Here is a 15,831-nt window from a genome sequence, read left to right on the forward strand (position 1 = left end):
CCACGAGACAGCGACGTACTTGCTCTCCATGTAGTCCAGCATCCCCTCGTGCCCACCCTCACGCCCGATGCCCGACTGCTTCGTGCCGCCGAAGGGGGCGGCCGGGTCGGAGACAAGGCCCCGGTTGAGGCCGACCATGCCGGCGTCGAGTCGCTCGCTGACGCGCAGCCCGCGGGCGAGGTCGCGGGTGTAGACGTAGGAGACCAGGCCGTACTCGGTGTCGTTGGCCATCGCGATGGCGTCGTCCTCGTCGGTGAAGGTCAGCACCGGGGCGACGGGGCCGAAGATCTCTTCGCCCAGGATGTCCGCACCCCGCGGGACGTCGAGCAGCACGGTGGGTGCGTAGTAGAAGCCCTCGCGGTCCGGGCGTTCGCCGCCGATCACGATCCGGGCCCCGGCCGAGACGGCGCCCTTGACCAGCTCGTCGACCTTGGCCGCCGACTCCTCGTTGACCAGCGGGCCGACCTGGGTGTCGTCGTCGGTGCCGGGGCCGACGGTGAGCGCCTTCATCCGCTCCGCCAGCCGGTGGCTGAAGTCCTCGGCCACGTCGGCGTGGACGTAGAACCGGTTGGCCGCCGTGCACGCCTCGCCGGCGTTGCGCATCTTGGCGATCATCGCGCCCTCGATCGCCGCGTCCAGGTCGGCGTCCTCGAAGACCAGGAACGGGGCGTTGCCGCCCAGCTCCATCGAGCAGTTGACGACCTGGTCGGCCGCCTCCTTGAGCAGCACCCGGCCCACCTCGGTCGAGCCGGTGAACGACAGCTTGCGGACCCGCGGATCGTGCACCATCGCCGAGACCACGGCACCAGAGCGTCGCGCCGGCAGCACCGACACCACGCCCTCGGGGACGCCGGCGTCGGCCAGGATCCTGGCCATCAGCAGCGCCGTCAGCGGTGTGTCCGAGGCGGGCTTGAGGATCACCGTGCAACCGGCCGCGAGGGCGGGTCCGATCTTGCGGGTCGCCATCGCCGCCGGGAAGTTCCACGGCGTCACCAGCACCGCGATGCCCACCGGCTGCTGGAGCACCAGGATCCGGTTGGCCCCCGACGGGGCGGTCATCACCGTGCCCGAGGCACGCACGGCCTCCTCGGCGTACCAGCGGAAGAACTCCGCGGCGTATGCCGTCTCGCCGCGCGCGTCCGGGAGTGCCTTGCCGTTCTCCAGCGAGATCAGGTGCGCGATCTCGTCGGACCGCTCCGTCATCAGCTCGAAGGCCTTGCGCAGGATCTCGGCACGGTCGCGCGGGGACGTGGCCGCCCACGACGCCAATGCCGCGTCGGCCGCATCCACGCACGCCATCGCGTCGTCGACCGTCCCGTTGGCCACCGAGGTGATGACCTCGCCGGTCGCGGGGTCGAGCACGTCGAAGCGGCCGCCGTCCGAGGCGGGCCGCTCGACGCCACCGACCCACAGGTCGAGCGGCAGGTCGGCGACGGAGGAGAGCGAGAAGTCAGCCACGGGTGGTGCCTTTCGGATCGGGGAGTGGGTGTCAGTAGGGGTTGGTGACGAAGAGCTCCTGCGCCGGGAAGAGCGTGAGGATGCGGGGGCCGTCCACGGTGATGACGATCTCCTCCTCGATGCGGGCCGCGGAGAGCCCGTCGGACGCGGGGCAGTAGGTCTCGAGGGCGAAGACCATGCCGACCTTGAGCTCGACCGGCTCCTTCATCGAGTTGAGCCGGGAGATGATCGGTCGCTCGTGCAGGCCGAGGCCGAGACCGTGGGCGAACTGCAGGCCGAAGGCCTCCATCTCGCTGCCGAAGCCGAACTCCTCGGCCTTGGGCAGCAGCGCGGCCACCTCGTCGGTGCCGACGCCGGCCTTGATCCCGTCGATGCCGCGGTCCATCCACTCGCGCGCCCGGGTGTAGGCGTCGCGCTGCGCCGGCGTCGAGCTGCCCACCGCGAAGGTGCGGTAGTAGCAGGTCCGGTACCCGTTGAAGGAGTGGATGATGTCGAAGAACGCCTGGTCACCCGGGCGGATCAGGCGGTCGGTGAAGTTGTGCGGGTGCGGGTTGCAGCGCTCGCCGGAGATGGCGTTGACGGCCTCGACCTGGTCGGAGCCCATCTCGTAGAGCCGCTTGTTGGCCAGCGCCACGATCTCGTTCTCCCGGACTCCTGGCTTGAGCGCGTCGGTGATGTCCTGGTAGACGCCGTCGACCATCGCGGCGGCCTGGTTGAGCAGCATGATCTCGTCGCCGCTCTTGATGCAGCGGGCGTCGAGCATCAGCTGCTGGGCGTCCACGACGGTGAGGCCCTGGCGCTGCATCTCGAAGAGGAAGGGCGGCTCCACGATGTCCATGCCGACGGGCATGTCGGCCACCCCGGCCTCCTGGAGCAGCGACTTGATCTCCGCGACGGCGTCGACCATCAGCCCCACCGACGGCGCGACCGCGCCACGGAAGCCGAGGAAGCCGGCGCGGTAGTTCTCCTCCGGCACCCACTGCGAGTAGATCTTGTGGTGCTTGACCGCCGACCCGAAGTCCCACAGGACAGGGTCCTTGCCGCGGGCCAGCAGCGCGTAGCGGATCATCTTGTCGCCGAGCGCGCCGCCGATCCAGGTCTGGGTCGTGTAGCGGATGTTGTAGAAGTCGAACAGCAGGAACGACCCGCACTCGCTGGTGTCCAGGGCCTCGCGGGCCCGCGCGATGCGGTAGCGCCGCAGCCGGTCGAAGTCGACCCGCTCCTCGTAGTCGACGCCCATGTGCCCCGGCGCCGCCAGCGGGCGGCCCGCCGTACTCATGCTCAGGCCTCGTCGGCCGCGGACAGACCGTCGTCGACGGGGGTGTCCTCCGGCTTGAGCTCGAGCCCGGAGAGCATCGCCTGCTGGTCCAGCAGGATCGCGAAGTCCTCCTCGACCCGCCCGCCGCTCACGGTCCCCTGCACCGCGGCGGCTGCCGCGGCCGCCACGGGCATCGGTACGTCGAGCTCGTGCGCCGCGGCGAAGCCGAGGTCGAAGTCCTTGCGCAGCAGGATCGGGGTGAAGGTCGGCGTGTAGTCGAGGTGCACGAACGCCGGGCTCTTGTAGGTCGTGAAGACCGACCCCATCACGGACTTGTTGAGGAACTCCAGGAACGCCGCACGCGACATGCCGCCCTTCTCGGCGAGCACGGTGATCTCGGCGAGGTTCTGGGTGACGACGCCGAGCATCACGTTGTGGCAGATCTTGGCCAGCCGGGCGAGCTCGCCCTCACCGACGTACGTCGCCCCCTTGCCCAGGTGGTCGAGCAGCGGCGCCACGTGCTGGTAGGTCTCCTCGGGACCGGAGACCACGAGGCTCAGGCCGCCGGCACGGACGACCTTGCCGTTGCCGCTCACCGGGGAGGCGAGGAAGGCGACGCCGCGCTCGGCGCAGGCGGCGCGCATGGCGGCCGAGGACTCCGTGGAGACCGTCGAGCAGTCGACCACGCAGCCCGGCACCTGGTCGGGGTCGGCCAGCAGGCCGTCCGGGCCGGTGAGCACCTGCTCGAGGTCGGCCGGCGTCGAGACCATCGTGAACACGACGTCGTGCCCGCGCAGGTCGGCGATCGTGTCGGCGACTGCGCAGCCGACCTCGGTGAGCGCCTCCGCCTTGGACCGCGTGCGGTTCCAGACGGTGACGTCCTCGCCGGCCTTGGCCAGCCGCGAGGCCATCGCGGCACCCATCCGGCCAGCGCCGATCCAGCCGACCCGCAGGGATCCGGGCGTGTGAGCGTCGGTGGTGTCCATGAATCAGCCTGCCTTCTCAGCGGTGGAGGTGGGGAGCAGTGGTTCGGGTCCGCCCAGCAGCCGGGCGGCCAGCCAGTCGGCGGTGATCGGGCGGTGCTGCGGCGACACGTTGGCGCAGCCGTGGTTGCCGTCCTCGAGCATCAGCAACGTGGTCGGGCCGGCGACGGCGTCGCGCATCCGGATCGCGTTCTCCCACGGGATCAGCCGGTCCTGCCGACCGAAGACGATCAGCAGCGGGGCGACCAGGTCGGACGCCACTGGGGACAGGTCGAGCTCCAGGGCCCGCTGCCGTGCCTGCTCGTCGTCCGTCGCACCCGAGCGGAAGCGGAGGGTGTCGCGGGTGAGCTGCGGAAGGCCGGACCAGTGCTCGCCGAAGTTGAAGGGACCCGCCAGCGAGACGCAGGCCCTCACCCGGTCGCCGAGGGCGGCCGCAACGCGCGGCGCGTAGTAGCCCCCGAGGCTGACGCCCCACACCGCGAGCCGGGCGCGGTCGAGGTCGGGCTGGGTGCCGATCGCGTCCCAGACCACCTCGGCCACCGGAGCCCAGTCGCCCCGCAGGGGCAGGTCGTACTCCGCCTCGCCCTGCCCGGGGCCGTCGAGGGTGACCGTGGCCAGCCCGCGGTCGAGGAAGGTCTCCTCGGTCGAGCCGAGCTCCTCCTTGGTGGAGTCGAGGCCCGGCAGCATCAGGACGACGGGGTGCGGGCCCGCGCCGTACGGCGTACGAACGACCGCCACCAGCCGCGACCCCTCGAACGGGATCTCCAGCCGGCGACCCGGCGGGTCGAGGTGGGGCAGCGCGTCGGTGAGGCAGGCGACCGTCCGCTCGTGCGCGGCACGCATCTGGGCGGGGTCGGTGACGAAGACGAACTTGGCGAAGTGGTGGTAGACCGCCGCCCGGGCCAGGTGCTCCCCGGCCGATCGGGTGCGCCCCTCGGCGAGCGCGGCCCGGCCGAGCGCCTCGTGCGCCGATCCCTCGGCGCTCCAGGTGCGGCACCAGTCGTCCCAGCGCTCGATGCCGTCCGTGATCCGGGCGAAGTCGGCCGCGGTGACGCCGTTGGTCGTGAACCGCGGGCCCCAGTGGGCGACGGCAGAAGCCACCAGCTCGTCCATGATCACCTCCCGATTCGGTCGTCCGCGACGGCCCGTACGCCGCTCACTGCAATCGAGTGCAGCCTGACCGCCGCCCCGCGCATTGTCAAGCAGGAGGCGTGCCGTGGGCCCTTTCCGCCCAGCGGGGCCCCTCCGCTCCCAAGGCCCCTGCTGCAATCGAGTGCACGATCCGGTACCGTGCTCCCGGCCGGCAGCGCGCCGGCTCCACGGGGGCAGGAGACGCCATGGCGGACGCACGTGCGGTGGAGCTGGGGTCCTTCACGCCGTCGGTGGTGCTGGAGGTAGCACGGCGTACCGGCGCCCTCGCCGCCGCCGGGATCGAGGTGTTCGAGCGACCCGTCCCGTCGTCGCCGGCACAGTTCCGCTCGCTCATCGACGGCGAGCTGCACGTCGGGCTGACCAACCCCGACAACGTGCTCGCCTACCGCTTCGACCCGCAGAACCCTCTCGGCGAGCGGGTGGATGCCCGGATCCTGGCCGGCGTCGACCGTGGCCTGGGGCTTGGGGTCTGGGCCCGCCCCGGCACGACCGTCGACGACCTGCGTGGCGCCGTGGTCGGCGTGGACGTGCCGGGCTCCGGCTTCGCACTCGCGCTCTTCACCCTGCTCGAGCGGCGAGGACTGGGCCGTGGGGACTACGAGGTCGTCAACCTCGGGTCGACCCCGCAACGGCTGCAGGCCCTGCTCGACGGCGACTGCGCCGCCACCATGCTCGGCGCCGGCAACGAGCTCACTGCCGAGGCGGCCGGCTGCACCCTCGTCGCCAGTGTGCGTGACGAGCTCTCCCCCTACCTCGCCACGGTGGTCTGCGTCGTGCGCGACGAGCACCTCGAGGTGGGGCACGACCTCGCCGGCGTGCTCACCTCGACCGCCGCCGGCATCGTCGGTGGCCGGCTGGCCGGTACGGCGGTCGACGCTGCCGCTGCCCGGCTGGGCCTCGACGACGACCTGGCGCGCCGCTACGTGGAGCGACTGGCCGACCCCGGCGACGGGCTCGTCGTGGACGGAGTGGTCGACCCCGCCGCGCTGCGCACCGTGCTCGACCTGCGCCGGCACTGGCTGCCCCGTGTGGTCGAGGGCCGCGACGTGCTGGCCGACGCCCTGTCCGACCCCGGGCTCGTGGTCCGCCGGTGAGCGAGGCACCCGGGCGGCTCTCCCCGCTGCGGCTGCTGCAGGTCACCACGCTGGTCAGCACCCTCGACCGCTTCGCGATGCCGCCGATGCTGGTGGCGATCGCGGCGAGCCTCGACGTCCCGCTGACCCAGGTCGTCACCGCCGCGGGCGCCTACTTCCTCGTCTACGGGCTCGGCCAGCCTCTGTGGGGCTTCGCCTCCGACCGCTACGGACGCGTCCGCACCCTCCGCACCAGCCTCGTGGTGGCGGGCACGCTCAGTCTCGCTTCCGCGCTCAGCCCGACGATCCTGGTGCTGGGTGTCCTGCGCGGGCTCGCCGGCGGGTTCTTCGGTGCGGCGTACCCCTCGGCACTGATCTACCTCGGCGACACGGTCGCCCCGGCCCGCCGGCAGCAGGCGATCACCGGACTGATGGTGGGGGTCGCGGTCGGCACTGCCGCCGCCTCGGCCGGGGCGGGGCTGCTCGCCGACGTCGCCTCGTGGCGGCTGCCCTTCCTCCTCACCGGCAGCGCGGCGCTCGTGCTGGCCGTCCTCCTCGCCCGACTGCCCGAGCCCGGCCGGGGCGGGACCCGCTTCACGGCCCGGGCCTCGCTGGCGACCATCTCGCACTCCCGGATCACCCTTCTGGTGCTGCTCTTCGCCTTCGTCGAGGGCATCGTGCTGCTCGGCGCCCTGACCCTGCTGCCCACCGCCGTGGAGAGCACCGGGACCTCGACCACCGTGGCCGGCGCGGTCACCGGCGTGTACGGGCTGGCCGTGCTCCTCGGCTCGTCGTCGGTGGGGCGCCTCTCGCTGGTCTGGCACCCGGCCCGCCTGATCCTGCTGGGAGCCGGCTGCGCCGCGCTCGGCACCGGCCTGCTGGCCGTCTCGCAGCGACCAGAGGTGGCCGTGATCGTGGCGATCCTCCTCGGGATCGGGTGGTCGGCGATGCACTCCTCGCTCCAGACCTGGGCCACCGAGGTGCTGCCCCGGGCCCGCGCGGTGGTCGTGTCGCTCTTCGCCGCGTCGCTCTTCGTGGGCAGCGCCCTCGGGGCGATCGTGGTGGCCGACCTGGTCGACACCGGCCGCTTCGCGCTCGTGTACGGCGGCTACGCCGCGCTCGCCGTACCGCTCGGGATCGGGGCGTCGGCAGCGCGGAGCCGTTGGCGGCGCCCGGTCGAGGACGGGGAACCCTAGGATGCCTGCTGTGCAGACCCCCACGCTCCGGGACGTGGCAGACGCCGCCGGGGTCCACCCCGCCACTGCCTCCCGCGCCCTCAACCCCGCCACCCGCGGGCTCGTCAACGCGGAGACGGCGCGGCGGGTGATGAAGGTCGCCGAGGGCCTGGGCTACCGACCGAACCCGATCGCCCGCGGGCTCAAGACCGCCAAGTCGGGCACGGTCGGGCTGGTCATCCCGGACCTCACCAACCCGCTCTTCCCGCCGATCGTGCGCGGCATCGAGGACGTCCTCGAGCCCGCCGGCTACAGCGGCCTGATCGTCAACACCGACAACGACCCGCAGCGCGAGGCCGCGCAGATCGAGCTGCTGCGCTCCCGCCAGGTGGAGGGGCTGATCGTGGCGACCGCGCTGATCGAGCACCCGCTGCTGGCGCGGCTCCAGCGCGAGGGGGTGCCGATGGTGATGGTCAACCGTCGCCCCGACGGCCTCGACATCCCCTCGATCACCCCGGACGACGCCTCCGGCATCGAGATGGCCGTCGGCCACCTCGCCGGGCTGGGCCACCGCCGGATCGGCCACCTCGCCGGACCGGCGACCACCTCGACCGGTGTCGCCCGGCGCCGCGCGTTCCGCAACGCGGTGCGCGACCTCGACCTCGACGTCGACCCCGCGCTCGTCGTCACGTGCGAGCACTGGACCGAGGAGGCCGGCGCGGCCGCCCTGCGCAACCTGCTGGAGGTGCGACCGGACGTGACCGCCGTGGTCGCCGGCAACGACCTGATCGCGCTCGGCTGCTACGACGTCTTCGCCGAGCGCGGCATCGACTGCCCGCGGGAGATGAGCGTCGTCGGCTTCAACGACATGCCGTTCCTCGACAAGCTCGCTCCCCCGCTGACGACCCTCGCGATCCCGCACCAGCAGATCGGCGCCGAGGCCGCGCGGATGCTGCTCGACGCGATCGCCGAGCCCGACCGGGCGGCCCGCTCGGTGCTGCTGCCGCTGTCGCTCGTCGTACGCGGCTCCACCGCACCCCCGGCCTGACGGGCTCAGGCGGACGCGGTCTGGGCGTCCTCGGCCGTGAGCGGCTGCGCGATCGACTCGAGGGACCGGCCCTCGGCCTTGACCCCGAGGACGATCTCGGTGATGCCGCCGATGATCATGAGGGCCGCACCGAGGAAGTAGCCGATCGCGATGCCGGTGATGTCCTTGTCCGCGGTCGCGTTCTCGATCAGCCGGCCGAACAGCAGCGGTCCGCTGATGCCTCCCGCTGCGGTGCCGATGGCGTAGAAGAACGCGATGCACAGCGCCCGCGTCTCCATGGGGAACACCTCCGAAGCGGTGAGGTACGCCGCGCTCGCGCCCGCCGAGGCGAAGAAGAAGATCACGCAGCCGAACGCGGTGAGCGTGACGGCGTCGAGGTCGCCCAGCATCGTGCCGGCCACGCCCAGGAGCACCCCGGAGAGGATGTAGGTGCCGGCGATCATCCGCACCCGTCCCCACGAGTCGAACAGGGGGCCGAGCAGCAACGCCCCGGCGAAGTTGCAGACGGCGAAGACCGCGAGATACCACCCGGTCTGCTTGACGTCGAGGAACGTCGACAGGGTGTCGCCGTAGGTGAAGAAGAAGGCGTTGTAGAGGAACGCCTGCCCGATGAAGAGCGTCAGGCACAGCACCGAGCGTCGTGGGTACAGCGTGAACACGGTCTTGGCGATCGTCGGGATGCTGATGGTGGTGCGCTGCCGGATGGTGATCGGGTCGTCGTCGACCTCGGGCAGGTCACCGACGTCCTCGCCCACCCGGCGTTCGATGCCGCGGACGATCTCCTCTCCCTCGTCCTCACGCCCGTGGATGAACAGCCAGCGAGGGCTCTCCGGGACGTGGCGACGTACGACGAGGATGCCGACAGCGAGGATCGCCCCCAGGCCGAAGGCGAGCCGCCAGCCCCACTCGGCGGGGACCATCGTGGGATCGAGCAGCGGGATGGTGAGCAGCGCGCCACCGGCCGCGCCGACCCAGAAGGAGCCGTTGATGGCCACGTCGACGCGGCCCCGGTACTTCTTGGGGATCAGCTCGTCGATGGCCGAGTTGATGGCGGCGTACTCACCGCCGATGCCCGCCCCGGTGACGAACCTGGCCGCGAAGTACCACCACACCGACATCGAGAAGGCGGTCGCCACCGTGGCGGCCGTGTAGACGCCGAGGGTGATGAGGAACAGCTTCTTGCGGCCCATCCGGTCGGTGAGCTGGCCGAAGAACAGCGCGCCGAGGCAGGCGCCGGCGACGTAGATGGCACCGGCCATGCCGACGTCGGCACTGGTCATCCCCAGCCCCGTCTTCGGGTCCTTGAGGGCATCGGACATCGAGCCGACGATGGTGACCTCGAGGCCGTCGAGGATCCACACCGTCCCCAGCCCGATGACCACCAGCCAGTGGAAGCGCGACCAGGGCAGTCGGTCGAGTCGCGCGGGAATGTCTGTCGTGATCGTTCCGGTCTCCACGCCACTCACGGTGTGCCACCTCCTGGTCCCGGGGGAGTCCCGAGCACCACCGGGCGACGCTAGACCTCGGCGTCGGGCCCCGACCACACCTTGCGGGGTGGGCCCGTCGACGACCCGAGTGTCAGCGTGAGCGGGGGCCGAAGACCGGGGCGACCTTGCCGAGGGCGGCCTCGCGGGCGATCTTGGTGTTGCGGTTGAAGAGCAGGAAGGCCTGCTCGACCCGCTCGCGGGCGAAGGTCTGACGCGGGCTGGAGGTCCAGGTGTCGTTGAAGAGCCGCTTGGCGGCGGCCAGCTGGTCGGGCGAGCGCTGGGTCAGCTCCTCGGCCAGGGCGAGCGCCGCGGCGGCCGGGTAGGCGTCGAGACGTCCGACCAGCCCGAGCTCGAGGGCCTCCTTGCCGCTGAACATCTCGGCGGTCATCGTCAGCCGCTTGGCGGTCTCGATGCCGACCAGCTCGGCGAGGCTGCGTACGCCGGACATGTCCGGGATGATCCCCCACTTGCCCTCGAGCACCGACCACGTCGAGTCGGGGTGGGCGATGCGGAAGTCGGCGGCCAGCGCGATCTGCAGGCCGCCGCCGAGGCAGTGGCCGTGGACGGCGGCGATGACCGGCACCGGCAGGCGCCGCCACGCCCAGCAGGCCTCCTGGAAGGTGTTGGTCCCGCGCCACGGGCGCGGCACGAACGCCGTCGCGACCCGGGCCGGCTGCTTCATCACGGTGCCGAAGTCGAGGCCCGCGCAGAACGCCTCGCCCTCGCCGTCGATGACCACGGCACGGACGGACTTGTCGCGACGCAGCATCCGCGCCGTGTCGATGAGCTGCTCGAGCGTGTCGAGGGTGAGCGCGTTGCGCTTGTCGGGACGGCTCAGCCGCACCCGCGCGATGCCGCGCTCGATGGTGCAGGTGACCAGGGTGTCGGCGTCGGGGTCGGACATGGCGCAAGGGTACGGCGACGCCCCCGCGCCGCCGCACCCCTGCGGTCCGTGGRTCAGCGCCTCAGCGCTTGACCTTCTTGCTCGCCGCGGTCTTGACCGTCACGGACGTCATGCCCGGCGCCGAGGCCGTGACCTTGACGGTGATCTTCTTGCCGGCCAGCTTGCCGCTCAGGCGCAGGCGGGTCTTGGTGGCGCCCTTGATCTTCTTGCCGTTCGCCAGCCACTGGATCTTCGTCGAGACCGCGGTGGGGTTCCAGGATCCCTTGGTGACCCGCAGGCGCTGGTCGACCTTCGCGAAGCCCCTGATCCTCGGCTTGGTCACGACCGACACGGCGCGCGCCGTGGTGCCGGACGGGCTGCTCGTCGACGTGGGCGTCGACGTGCTCGCCGGGGTGGGCGTCGCGGCCGGCGTCGGCGTGGGCGTCGGAGTCGGAGTCGGCGTCGGAGTCGGAGTCGGCGTCTCGGTGGGGGTGGACCCCGGGCTCGTCGTCGCCAGCGTCGCGTCGAGGCCGCTCGTGGTGCCGTGGTTCGTCACGCTGAGGGAGTCGGCGGCCGCGAGCTCGGACTTGTCGCTCCAGAACTCGGAGACGCCCGACGCGGGGTCGGCGAAGCCCAGCGTGTAGGTCCCGCCCGGGAGCCCGCCGAGGTCGTAGGTGCCGTCGGCTGCCGTGGCCACGTGCTGGAACTCGACCCACTCGACGCCCTGGCGGACGTACGCCGTCACGGTCGCGTCCGGGATGCCGGCTGCCGAGCTGTTGCTCACACGGCCGGTGAGGTGGGCGGCCGCGCCGAGCTCGGCGTCGACGTGCTCGAACTTGCCGCCGCCCGACTTGAGGACGATGTCCTGGGCCAGGTCGACGCGCGGCTGGTTGTCGTAGAACTCCGTCTCGTAGCGGCCCGACGGGTCGTCGAAGCGGATCCGGTAGGTGCCGCTGTCGAACTTGCCGATCTGGTAGCTGCCGTCGGCGAGCGTCACGGCGTTGTCCGCCTCGGCCCACTGGCCGGTCCCGCCGAGCTTGAGGGCGGTCACCTTGACGCCGGCCAGCGCGCCGCCACCGGCGACGGTGACGGTGCCGAAGATCCGCGTCGGCGGTGCGGCCTCCGCCGGGCTGGAGAGAGCGGCGAGGGAGGTGAGTCCCACGGTGGCGGCGAGCATGGCTCCCGCGGCCTGACGGATGCGCTGTTTCATCGGTGTCCCCTTGGTCCCGGGGCACCGGGTACGGCGCCCTCCTCCTCGAAACTAGGTACGTCGAGGCAGGCGCGCGGCCATGAGGATGTCTGCTGCACGTCGCGTGGGAGTCCGGTGGAGAACTGGGCTAGGCACCCCGTATGCACTGTGCACGATCCGGGGGACGGGCCGGAACGACGGTGGGAGCTGAGTCACCGGGTGACTCAGCTCCCACCGGAGGTCGTGATCCCTTGCCGCACGCGGCTGCGGGGCTCGCTCAGGCAGCCTTCGCCATGCGGCGGGCCTGCTGCTCGAGGCGGGCCTGGGCCGCGCGACGGATCTTGGGGCCGCCGGTCGACATCTTGTAGAGGAGCGACATCTGCTGCGGCGCGTTCTTGGCGTTGGTCGTGGCGAGCCAGCCGTTGGGCAGCGACAGCCGCACCACCTTGTGCCAGGCCGAGTAGACCTGCGGCGCGAGGGGGCGCGAGAGGTAGGTGAGGTCGTACTTGTCGAAGAGGGCCTTCACCTGCGGCGCGATCTCGGCGTACCGGTTGGACGGCAGGTCCGGGAACAGGTGGTGCTCGATCTGGTGGGAGAGGTTGCCGCTCATCAGGTGCATGAGCTTCGAGCCCGAGATGTTGGCCGAGCCGAGCATCTGGCGGACGTACCAGTCGCCCTTCGACTCGCCCTCGATCGAGCGCCGCTCGAAGGTCTCGACGCCCTCGGGGAAGTGGCCGCACAGGATGATCGAGTTGGACCACAGGTTGCGCACGACGTTGGCGGTGAAGTTGGCCGCCAGGGTCGGCAGGAACGAGCCGGTCGGGATCGAGAGCACCGGGTGGGCGACGTAGTCCTTGGTGACCTGCTTGCGGATCTTGCCGAGGACCTGCTTGGCCCGACGACGGAACTCCGGCTCCTTGGTCTGCTTCTTCTTGATGACGGCGCCGAGGTCGAGGTCGTAGGCCGCGATGCCGTACTCGAAGAACACGGCGTTGATGAAGCACCAGATCGGCTGACCGAGGTGGAACGGCGACCAGCGCTGCTCCTCGTCGACGCGCATGATGCCGTAGCCGAGGTCGTTGTCCTTGCCGATGACGTTCGTGTAGGTGTGGTGCAGCTCGTTGTGGCTGTGCTTCCACTGCTCCGACGGCGAGGCCATGTCCCACTCCCAGACGCTGGAGTGGATCTTCGGGTCGCGCATCCAGTCCCACTGTCCGTGGAGGATGTTGTGGCCGATCTCCATGTTGTCCAGGATCTTGGCGACGCTGAGCCCGGCGGTGCCGACGACCCAGGCCGGCGGGAACGCGCTGAAGAGCAGCACGGCGCGCGAGCCGAGCTCGAGCTTGCGCTGGCGGTCGATGAGCTTGCGGATGTACGCCGCGTCGTCCGCGCCGCGGTCGTCGAGGATGCTCTGCCGGATCGCGTCGAGCTCGACGCCGATGGCCTCGATGTCGGCCTCGGTGAGGTGGGCGATCGGGTTGCCGCCGACGGCGGTCTTCTTCTGGATCGTGGTCATGTCAATCCTTTCCGCAGGTTGAGGAGGGCCGCTGGGCCCGTCTCGTAACCAAGGGGTCAGTGGTCGATGTGGCAGGGGCCGGCGGCGGCGTTGATGCAGGTCTGCACCTTGATCGCGCCGGACTCGCCCGGGATCGCGGTGGTGATGGCGCCGTTGCGCAGGTCGCGCACCGAGCCCTCCTTGAGCGGGAGCACGCAGCCCATGCAGATCCCCATGCGGCACCCGCTGGGCATCAGGAGACCCGCCTCCTCGGCGGCGTCCAGGATCGGCGTGGCACCGTCCAGCTCCAGCGTGGTGCCGGAGGAGAAGGCGACGGTGCCCCCGTCGCCGGCCTCCACGCGGGCGGTGCGGAACTGCTCGGTGACCAGCTCGAGCCCGGCGGCCTCGTGGTGGGCGCCGAGCGCGTCCAGCAACCCGGCCGGCCCGCACGCCAGGGTGCGGCGCTCGTGCAGGTCGGGGACGAGCGTCTCCAGGTCGGCGACGTCGAGGACGCCGTGCTCGTCGTCGTACCGCGCGACGAGGCGGATCGCACCGGCGTCGGCCAGGGCGTGCAGGTCCCGGCTGAAGATCGAGTGCGGCTCGCTGGGTGCGACGTGGACGACGACGATGTCGAGGTCCTGGCTGCGCGGCAGGCGCAGGACGCCCGAGTCGGTGCTCGGGAAGAGGTTGCGCAGCATGCCGATGACCGGGGTGATGCCGGAGCCGGCCGTGACGAAGAGCAGCCGGTCGTGGTCGCTCTGGAGGACGAACTCACCGGCGGCCTGCTCCAGGTGGACGATCGTGCCGGGCCGGGCCTCGTGGACCAGGTGGTTGCTCACGAGGCCGTCGGGCACGGCCTTGACCGTGATCGAGATGCGACCGTCGGCCCGGGGGCCGTGGGTCAGCGAGTACGCACGCCACTGGCGGACGCCGTCGACGTCGATGCCGATGCGGAGGTACTGGCCGGGCACGTGGCCGGCCCAGTCCGCACCCGGGCGGATGACGATGGTGGCCGCGTCGGCGGTCTCCGCGTGGATCGACTCGATGCGGCCGCGCAGGTCGGCGCCGGAGCGCAGCGGGGCGAAGAGGTCGAGGTAGTCGGCGGGGAGCAACGGCGTGGTCGCGGCCTCGGCGATGCGGACCGCGCGATCGCGCAGCTCGCGGACGCGCCCCTCGAGCAACGGGGGTCGGTCGCGCCCGGAGGCGGGGGACAGGAACGTCGTCATGCGTCCAGCGTGCCTGTCCGCGGCGGGGAAGTCCTGCCCCGTGCACGTGAATCGGATCTGGTTTATTGTTCGATACGAACAACCTATCCACCGGGAGGGCCCGTGCCTCGTCCAGTTGTGCGCCGCGCCACACAGATTCGCGCCGATCGTGCCACACCGGTGCCCACCGTCGTACGCCTCGACGAGGACGTCGTGCGCCTGATGCGCGAGGAGCTGGCCGAGGTCGCGGACCGTGCGGTGGTGGCCATCACCGAGGAGGTGCCCAGCTACACCGGGCAGCTGAGCGGCGTGATGGGCGAGACGATCCGCCAGGCGGTCCAGCTGGCGCTCGGCGGGTTCCTCACCCTCGCCACGCGCGAGGAGGCCGGCACCCCGATGGCCCCCGCGCTCGAGGGCGCCTACCGGCTCGGTCGTGGCGAGGCGCGCAGCGGCCGGAGCATGGAGGCGCTGCTGGCGGCCTACCGGATCGGCGCCCGCGTCTCGTGGCGCGACCTGTCGCGCACCGCGGTGGAGGCCGGGGTCGAGGCCGAGCAGCTGTCCCGCTTCGCCGAGCTGGTCTTCGCCTACATCGACGAGCTCTCCGCCTCGAGCGCCGCGGGCCACAGCGACGAACTCGAGAGCACCGGCCGCGTGCGCCAGCGCAACCTCGACCGGCTGGCCAGGGCGCTGGTCACCGGGGCCACGGCGGAGGCGGTGGTCGCCGCCGCCGAGCGGGCCGACTGGGATCCGCCGGCCTTCCTGAGCGCCGTACTCCTGCCGGAGGCGCAGGCTCCCCACGCCGCGACCGCCCTGGACCCGCGGACGCTGCAGCCCACCGAGGAGGTGCCCGACCTCCCCGACGGACTGGCCCTGATCCTGGTCCCCTCGACGGGCACGCCCGCGTCCCGCACCGGCCTCGTCCGCGCACTGCGCGGCACCGGCGCGGTGATCGGCCCCTCGGTCCCGTGGCTCGAGGCTGCCCGCTCGCACGCCCGCGCCCTTCGGGCCGTGGTCCTGCAGGCGGAGGGCGCGCTCGGGGACACGGACCGGGCGGTGCTCGACACCGATGCCCACCTCGGCGCCCTGCTGCTGTCGGCCGACCCCGAGATGCGGGCCGACCTGCGCGCGCGGGTGCTCGCGCCGCTGCTCGACCAGCGGCCGTCGACCGCCGAGAAGCTCACCGAGACGCTCCGTGCGTGGGTGCTGCACCAGGGCCGCCGCGAGGCGATGGCCGAGCACCTGTTCATCCACCCCCAGACGGTGCGCTACCGCGTCGGGCAGCTGCGCGAGCTGTACGGCGACCGGCTCGAGGACCCGGAGTTCGTGCTCGAGGTGACGCTCGCCCTGGCGTGACTCACCGCCGCCGTTCTCGGGGTAGTCCGTGACGTTTGGCCCCCGGAATCACGACTTCAGGGGGCCGAACGT

Annotated in this window: 13 protein-coding genes; 4 read left to right on the forward strand and 9 right to left on the reverse strand. The window is 71.8% G+C overall.

The genetic code is table 11. From position 1 onward, the window contains the following. The 4 genes from AC1DQF_RS18305 to AC1DQF_RS18320 all read right to left on the reverse strand — a co-directional run. Nucleotides 1–1,458 (reverse strand): NAD-dependent succinate-semialdehyde dehydrogenase (locus tag AC1DQF_RS18305; protein WP_477526661.1); only part of this gene is annotated, 1,458 nt, incomplete at its 3' end. 31 nt (nucleotides 1,459–1,489) lie between these two features. Beyond that, nucleotides 1,490–2,737: a M24 family metallopeptidase gene (locus AC1DQF_RS18310; RefSeq protein ID WP_477526662.1), complete on the reverse strand. Its 1,248-nt coding sequence runs from the start codon at nucleotides 2,735–2,737 to the stop codon at nucleotides 1,490–1,492. Nucleotides 2,738–2,739: 2 nt separating this feature from the next. Next, nucleotides 2,740–3,702 carry an NAD(P)-dependent oxidoreductase gene (locus tag AC1DQF_RS18315; RefSeq protein WP_477526663.1) on the reverse strand — a complete coding sequence of 321 codons (963 nt, stop codon included), beginning with the start codon at nucleotides 3,700–3,702 and terminating at the stop codon, nucleotides 2,740–2,742. Between the two features lie 3 nt (nucleotides 3,703–3,705). Beyond that, entirely contained in the window at nucleotides 3,706–4,812 is a 1,107-nt protein-coding gene (locus AC1DQF_RS18320) for an alpha/beta hydrolase family protein (protein WP_477526664.1), read from the reverse strand. A 224-nt stretch (nucleotides 4,813–5,036) separates the two neighbouring features. Between AC1DQF_RS18320 and AC1DQF_RS18325 the strand changes: the two genes are divergently transcribed. From AC1DQF_RS18325 to AC1DQF_RS18335, 3 genes are read left to right on the forward strand one after another with little or no spacing between them, the layout of a single operon-like run. Then, nucleotides 5,037–5,945, forward strand: coding sequence for an ABC transporter substrate-binding protein (locus tag AC1DQF_RS18325; RefSeq protein WP_477526665.1), 909 nt, complete (start codon nucleotides 5,037–5,039; stop codon nucleotides 5,943–5,945). Beyond that, entirely contained in the window at nucleotides 5,942–7,120 is a 1,179-nt protein-coding gene (locus AC1DQF_RS18330; RefSeq protein ID WP_477526666.1) for an MFS transporter, read from the forward strand. Before AC1DQF_RS18325 ends, AC1DQF_RS18330 begins: the two co-directional genes overlap by 4 nt. 10 nt (nucleotides 7,121–7,130) lie before the next feature. Beyond that, entirely contained in the window at nucleotides 7,131–8,147 is a 1,017-nt protein-coding gene (locus AC1DQF_RS18335; RefSeq protein ID WP_477526667.1) for a LacI family DNA-binding transcriptional regulator, read from the forward strand. 5 nt (nucleotides 8,148–8,152) lie between these two features. On the opposite strand, the gene AC1DQF_RS18340 is transcribed toward AC1DQF_RS18335, so the two are convergent. The 5 genes from AC1DQF_RS18340 to AC1DQF_RS18360 all read right to left on the reverse strand — a co-directional run bounded on the left by AC1DQF_RS18340 (nucleotide 8,153) and on the right by AC1DQF_RS18360 (nucleotide 14,427). Continuing rightward, nucleotides 8,153–9,604, reverse strand: coding sequence for an MFS transporter (locus AC1DQF_RS18340; RefSeq protein WP_477526668.1), 1,452 nt, complete (start codon nucleotides 9,602–9,604; stop codon nucleotides 8,153–8,155). Nucleotides 9,605–9,725: 121 nt separating this feature from the next. Continuing rightward, a complete protein-coding gene (locus AC1DQF_RS18345) occupies nucleotides 9,726–10,538 on the reverse strand; it encodes a crotonase/enoyl-CoA hydratase family protein (protein WP_477526669.1) in 813 nt (270 codons plus the stop codon). A 61-nt stretch (nucleotides 10,539–10,599) separates the two neighbouring features. After that, a complete protein-coding gene (locus tag AC1DQF_RS18350; RefSeq protein WP_477526670.1) occupies nucleotides 10,600–11,727 on the reverse strand; it encodes an MSCRAMM family protein in 1,128 nt (375 codons plus the stop codon). 256 nt (nucleotides 11,728–11,983) lie between these two features. Beyond that, nucleotides 11,984–13,222 (reverse strand): fatty acid desaturase family protein, encoded by a 1,239-nt coding sequence (locus tag AC1DQF_RS18355; protein ID WP_477526671.1) that lies wholly within the window; start codon nucleotides 13,220–13,222, stop codon nucleotides 11,984–11,986. Between the two features lie 56 nt (nucleotides 13,223–13,278). Further along, entirely contained in the window at nucleotides 13,279–14,427 is a 1,149-nt protein-coding gene (locus AC1DQF_RS18360; protein ID WP_477526672.1) for a ferredoxin reductase, read from the reverse strand. 159 nt (nucleotides 14,428–14,586) lie between these two features. Here AC1DQF_RS18360 and AC1DQF_RS18365 point away from each other — a divergent pair, with 159 nt between their 5' ends. Beyond that, nucleotides 14,587–15,759 carry a PucR family transcriptional regulator gene (locus tag AC1DQF_RS18365; RefSeq protein WP_477526673.1) on the forward strand — a complete coding sequence of 391 codons (1,173 nt, stop codon included), beginning with the start codon at nucleotides 14,587–14,589 and terminating at the stop codon, nucleotides 15,757–15,759. The last annotated feature ends 72 nt before the right edge of the window (nucleotides 15,760–15,831 follow it).

This window comes from Nocardioides sp. P4_G4 (assembly GCF_056401085.1).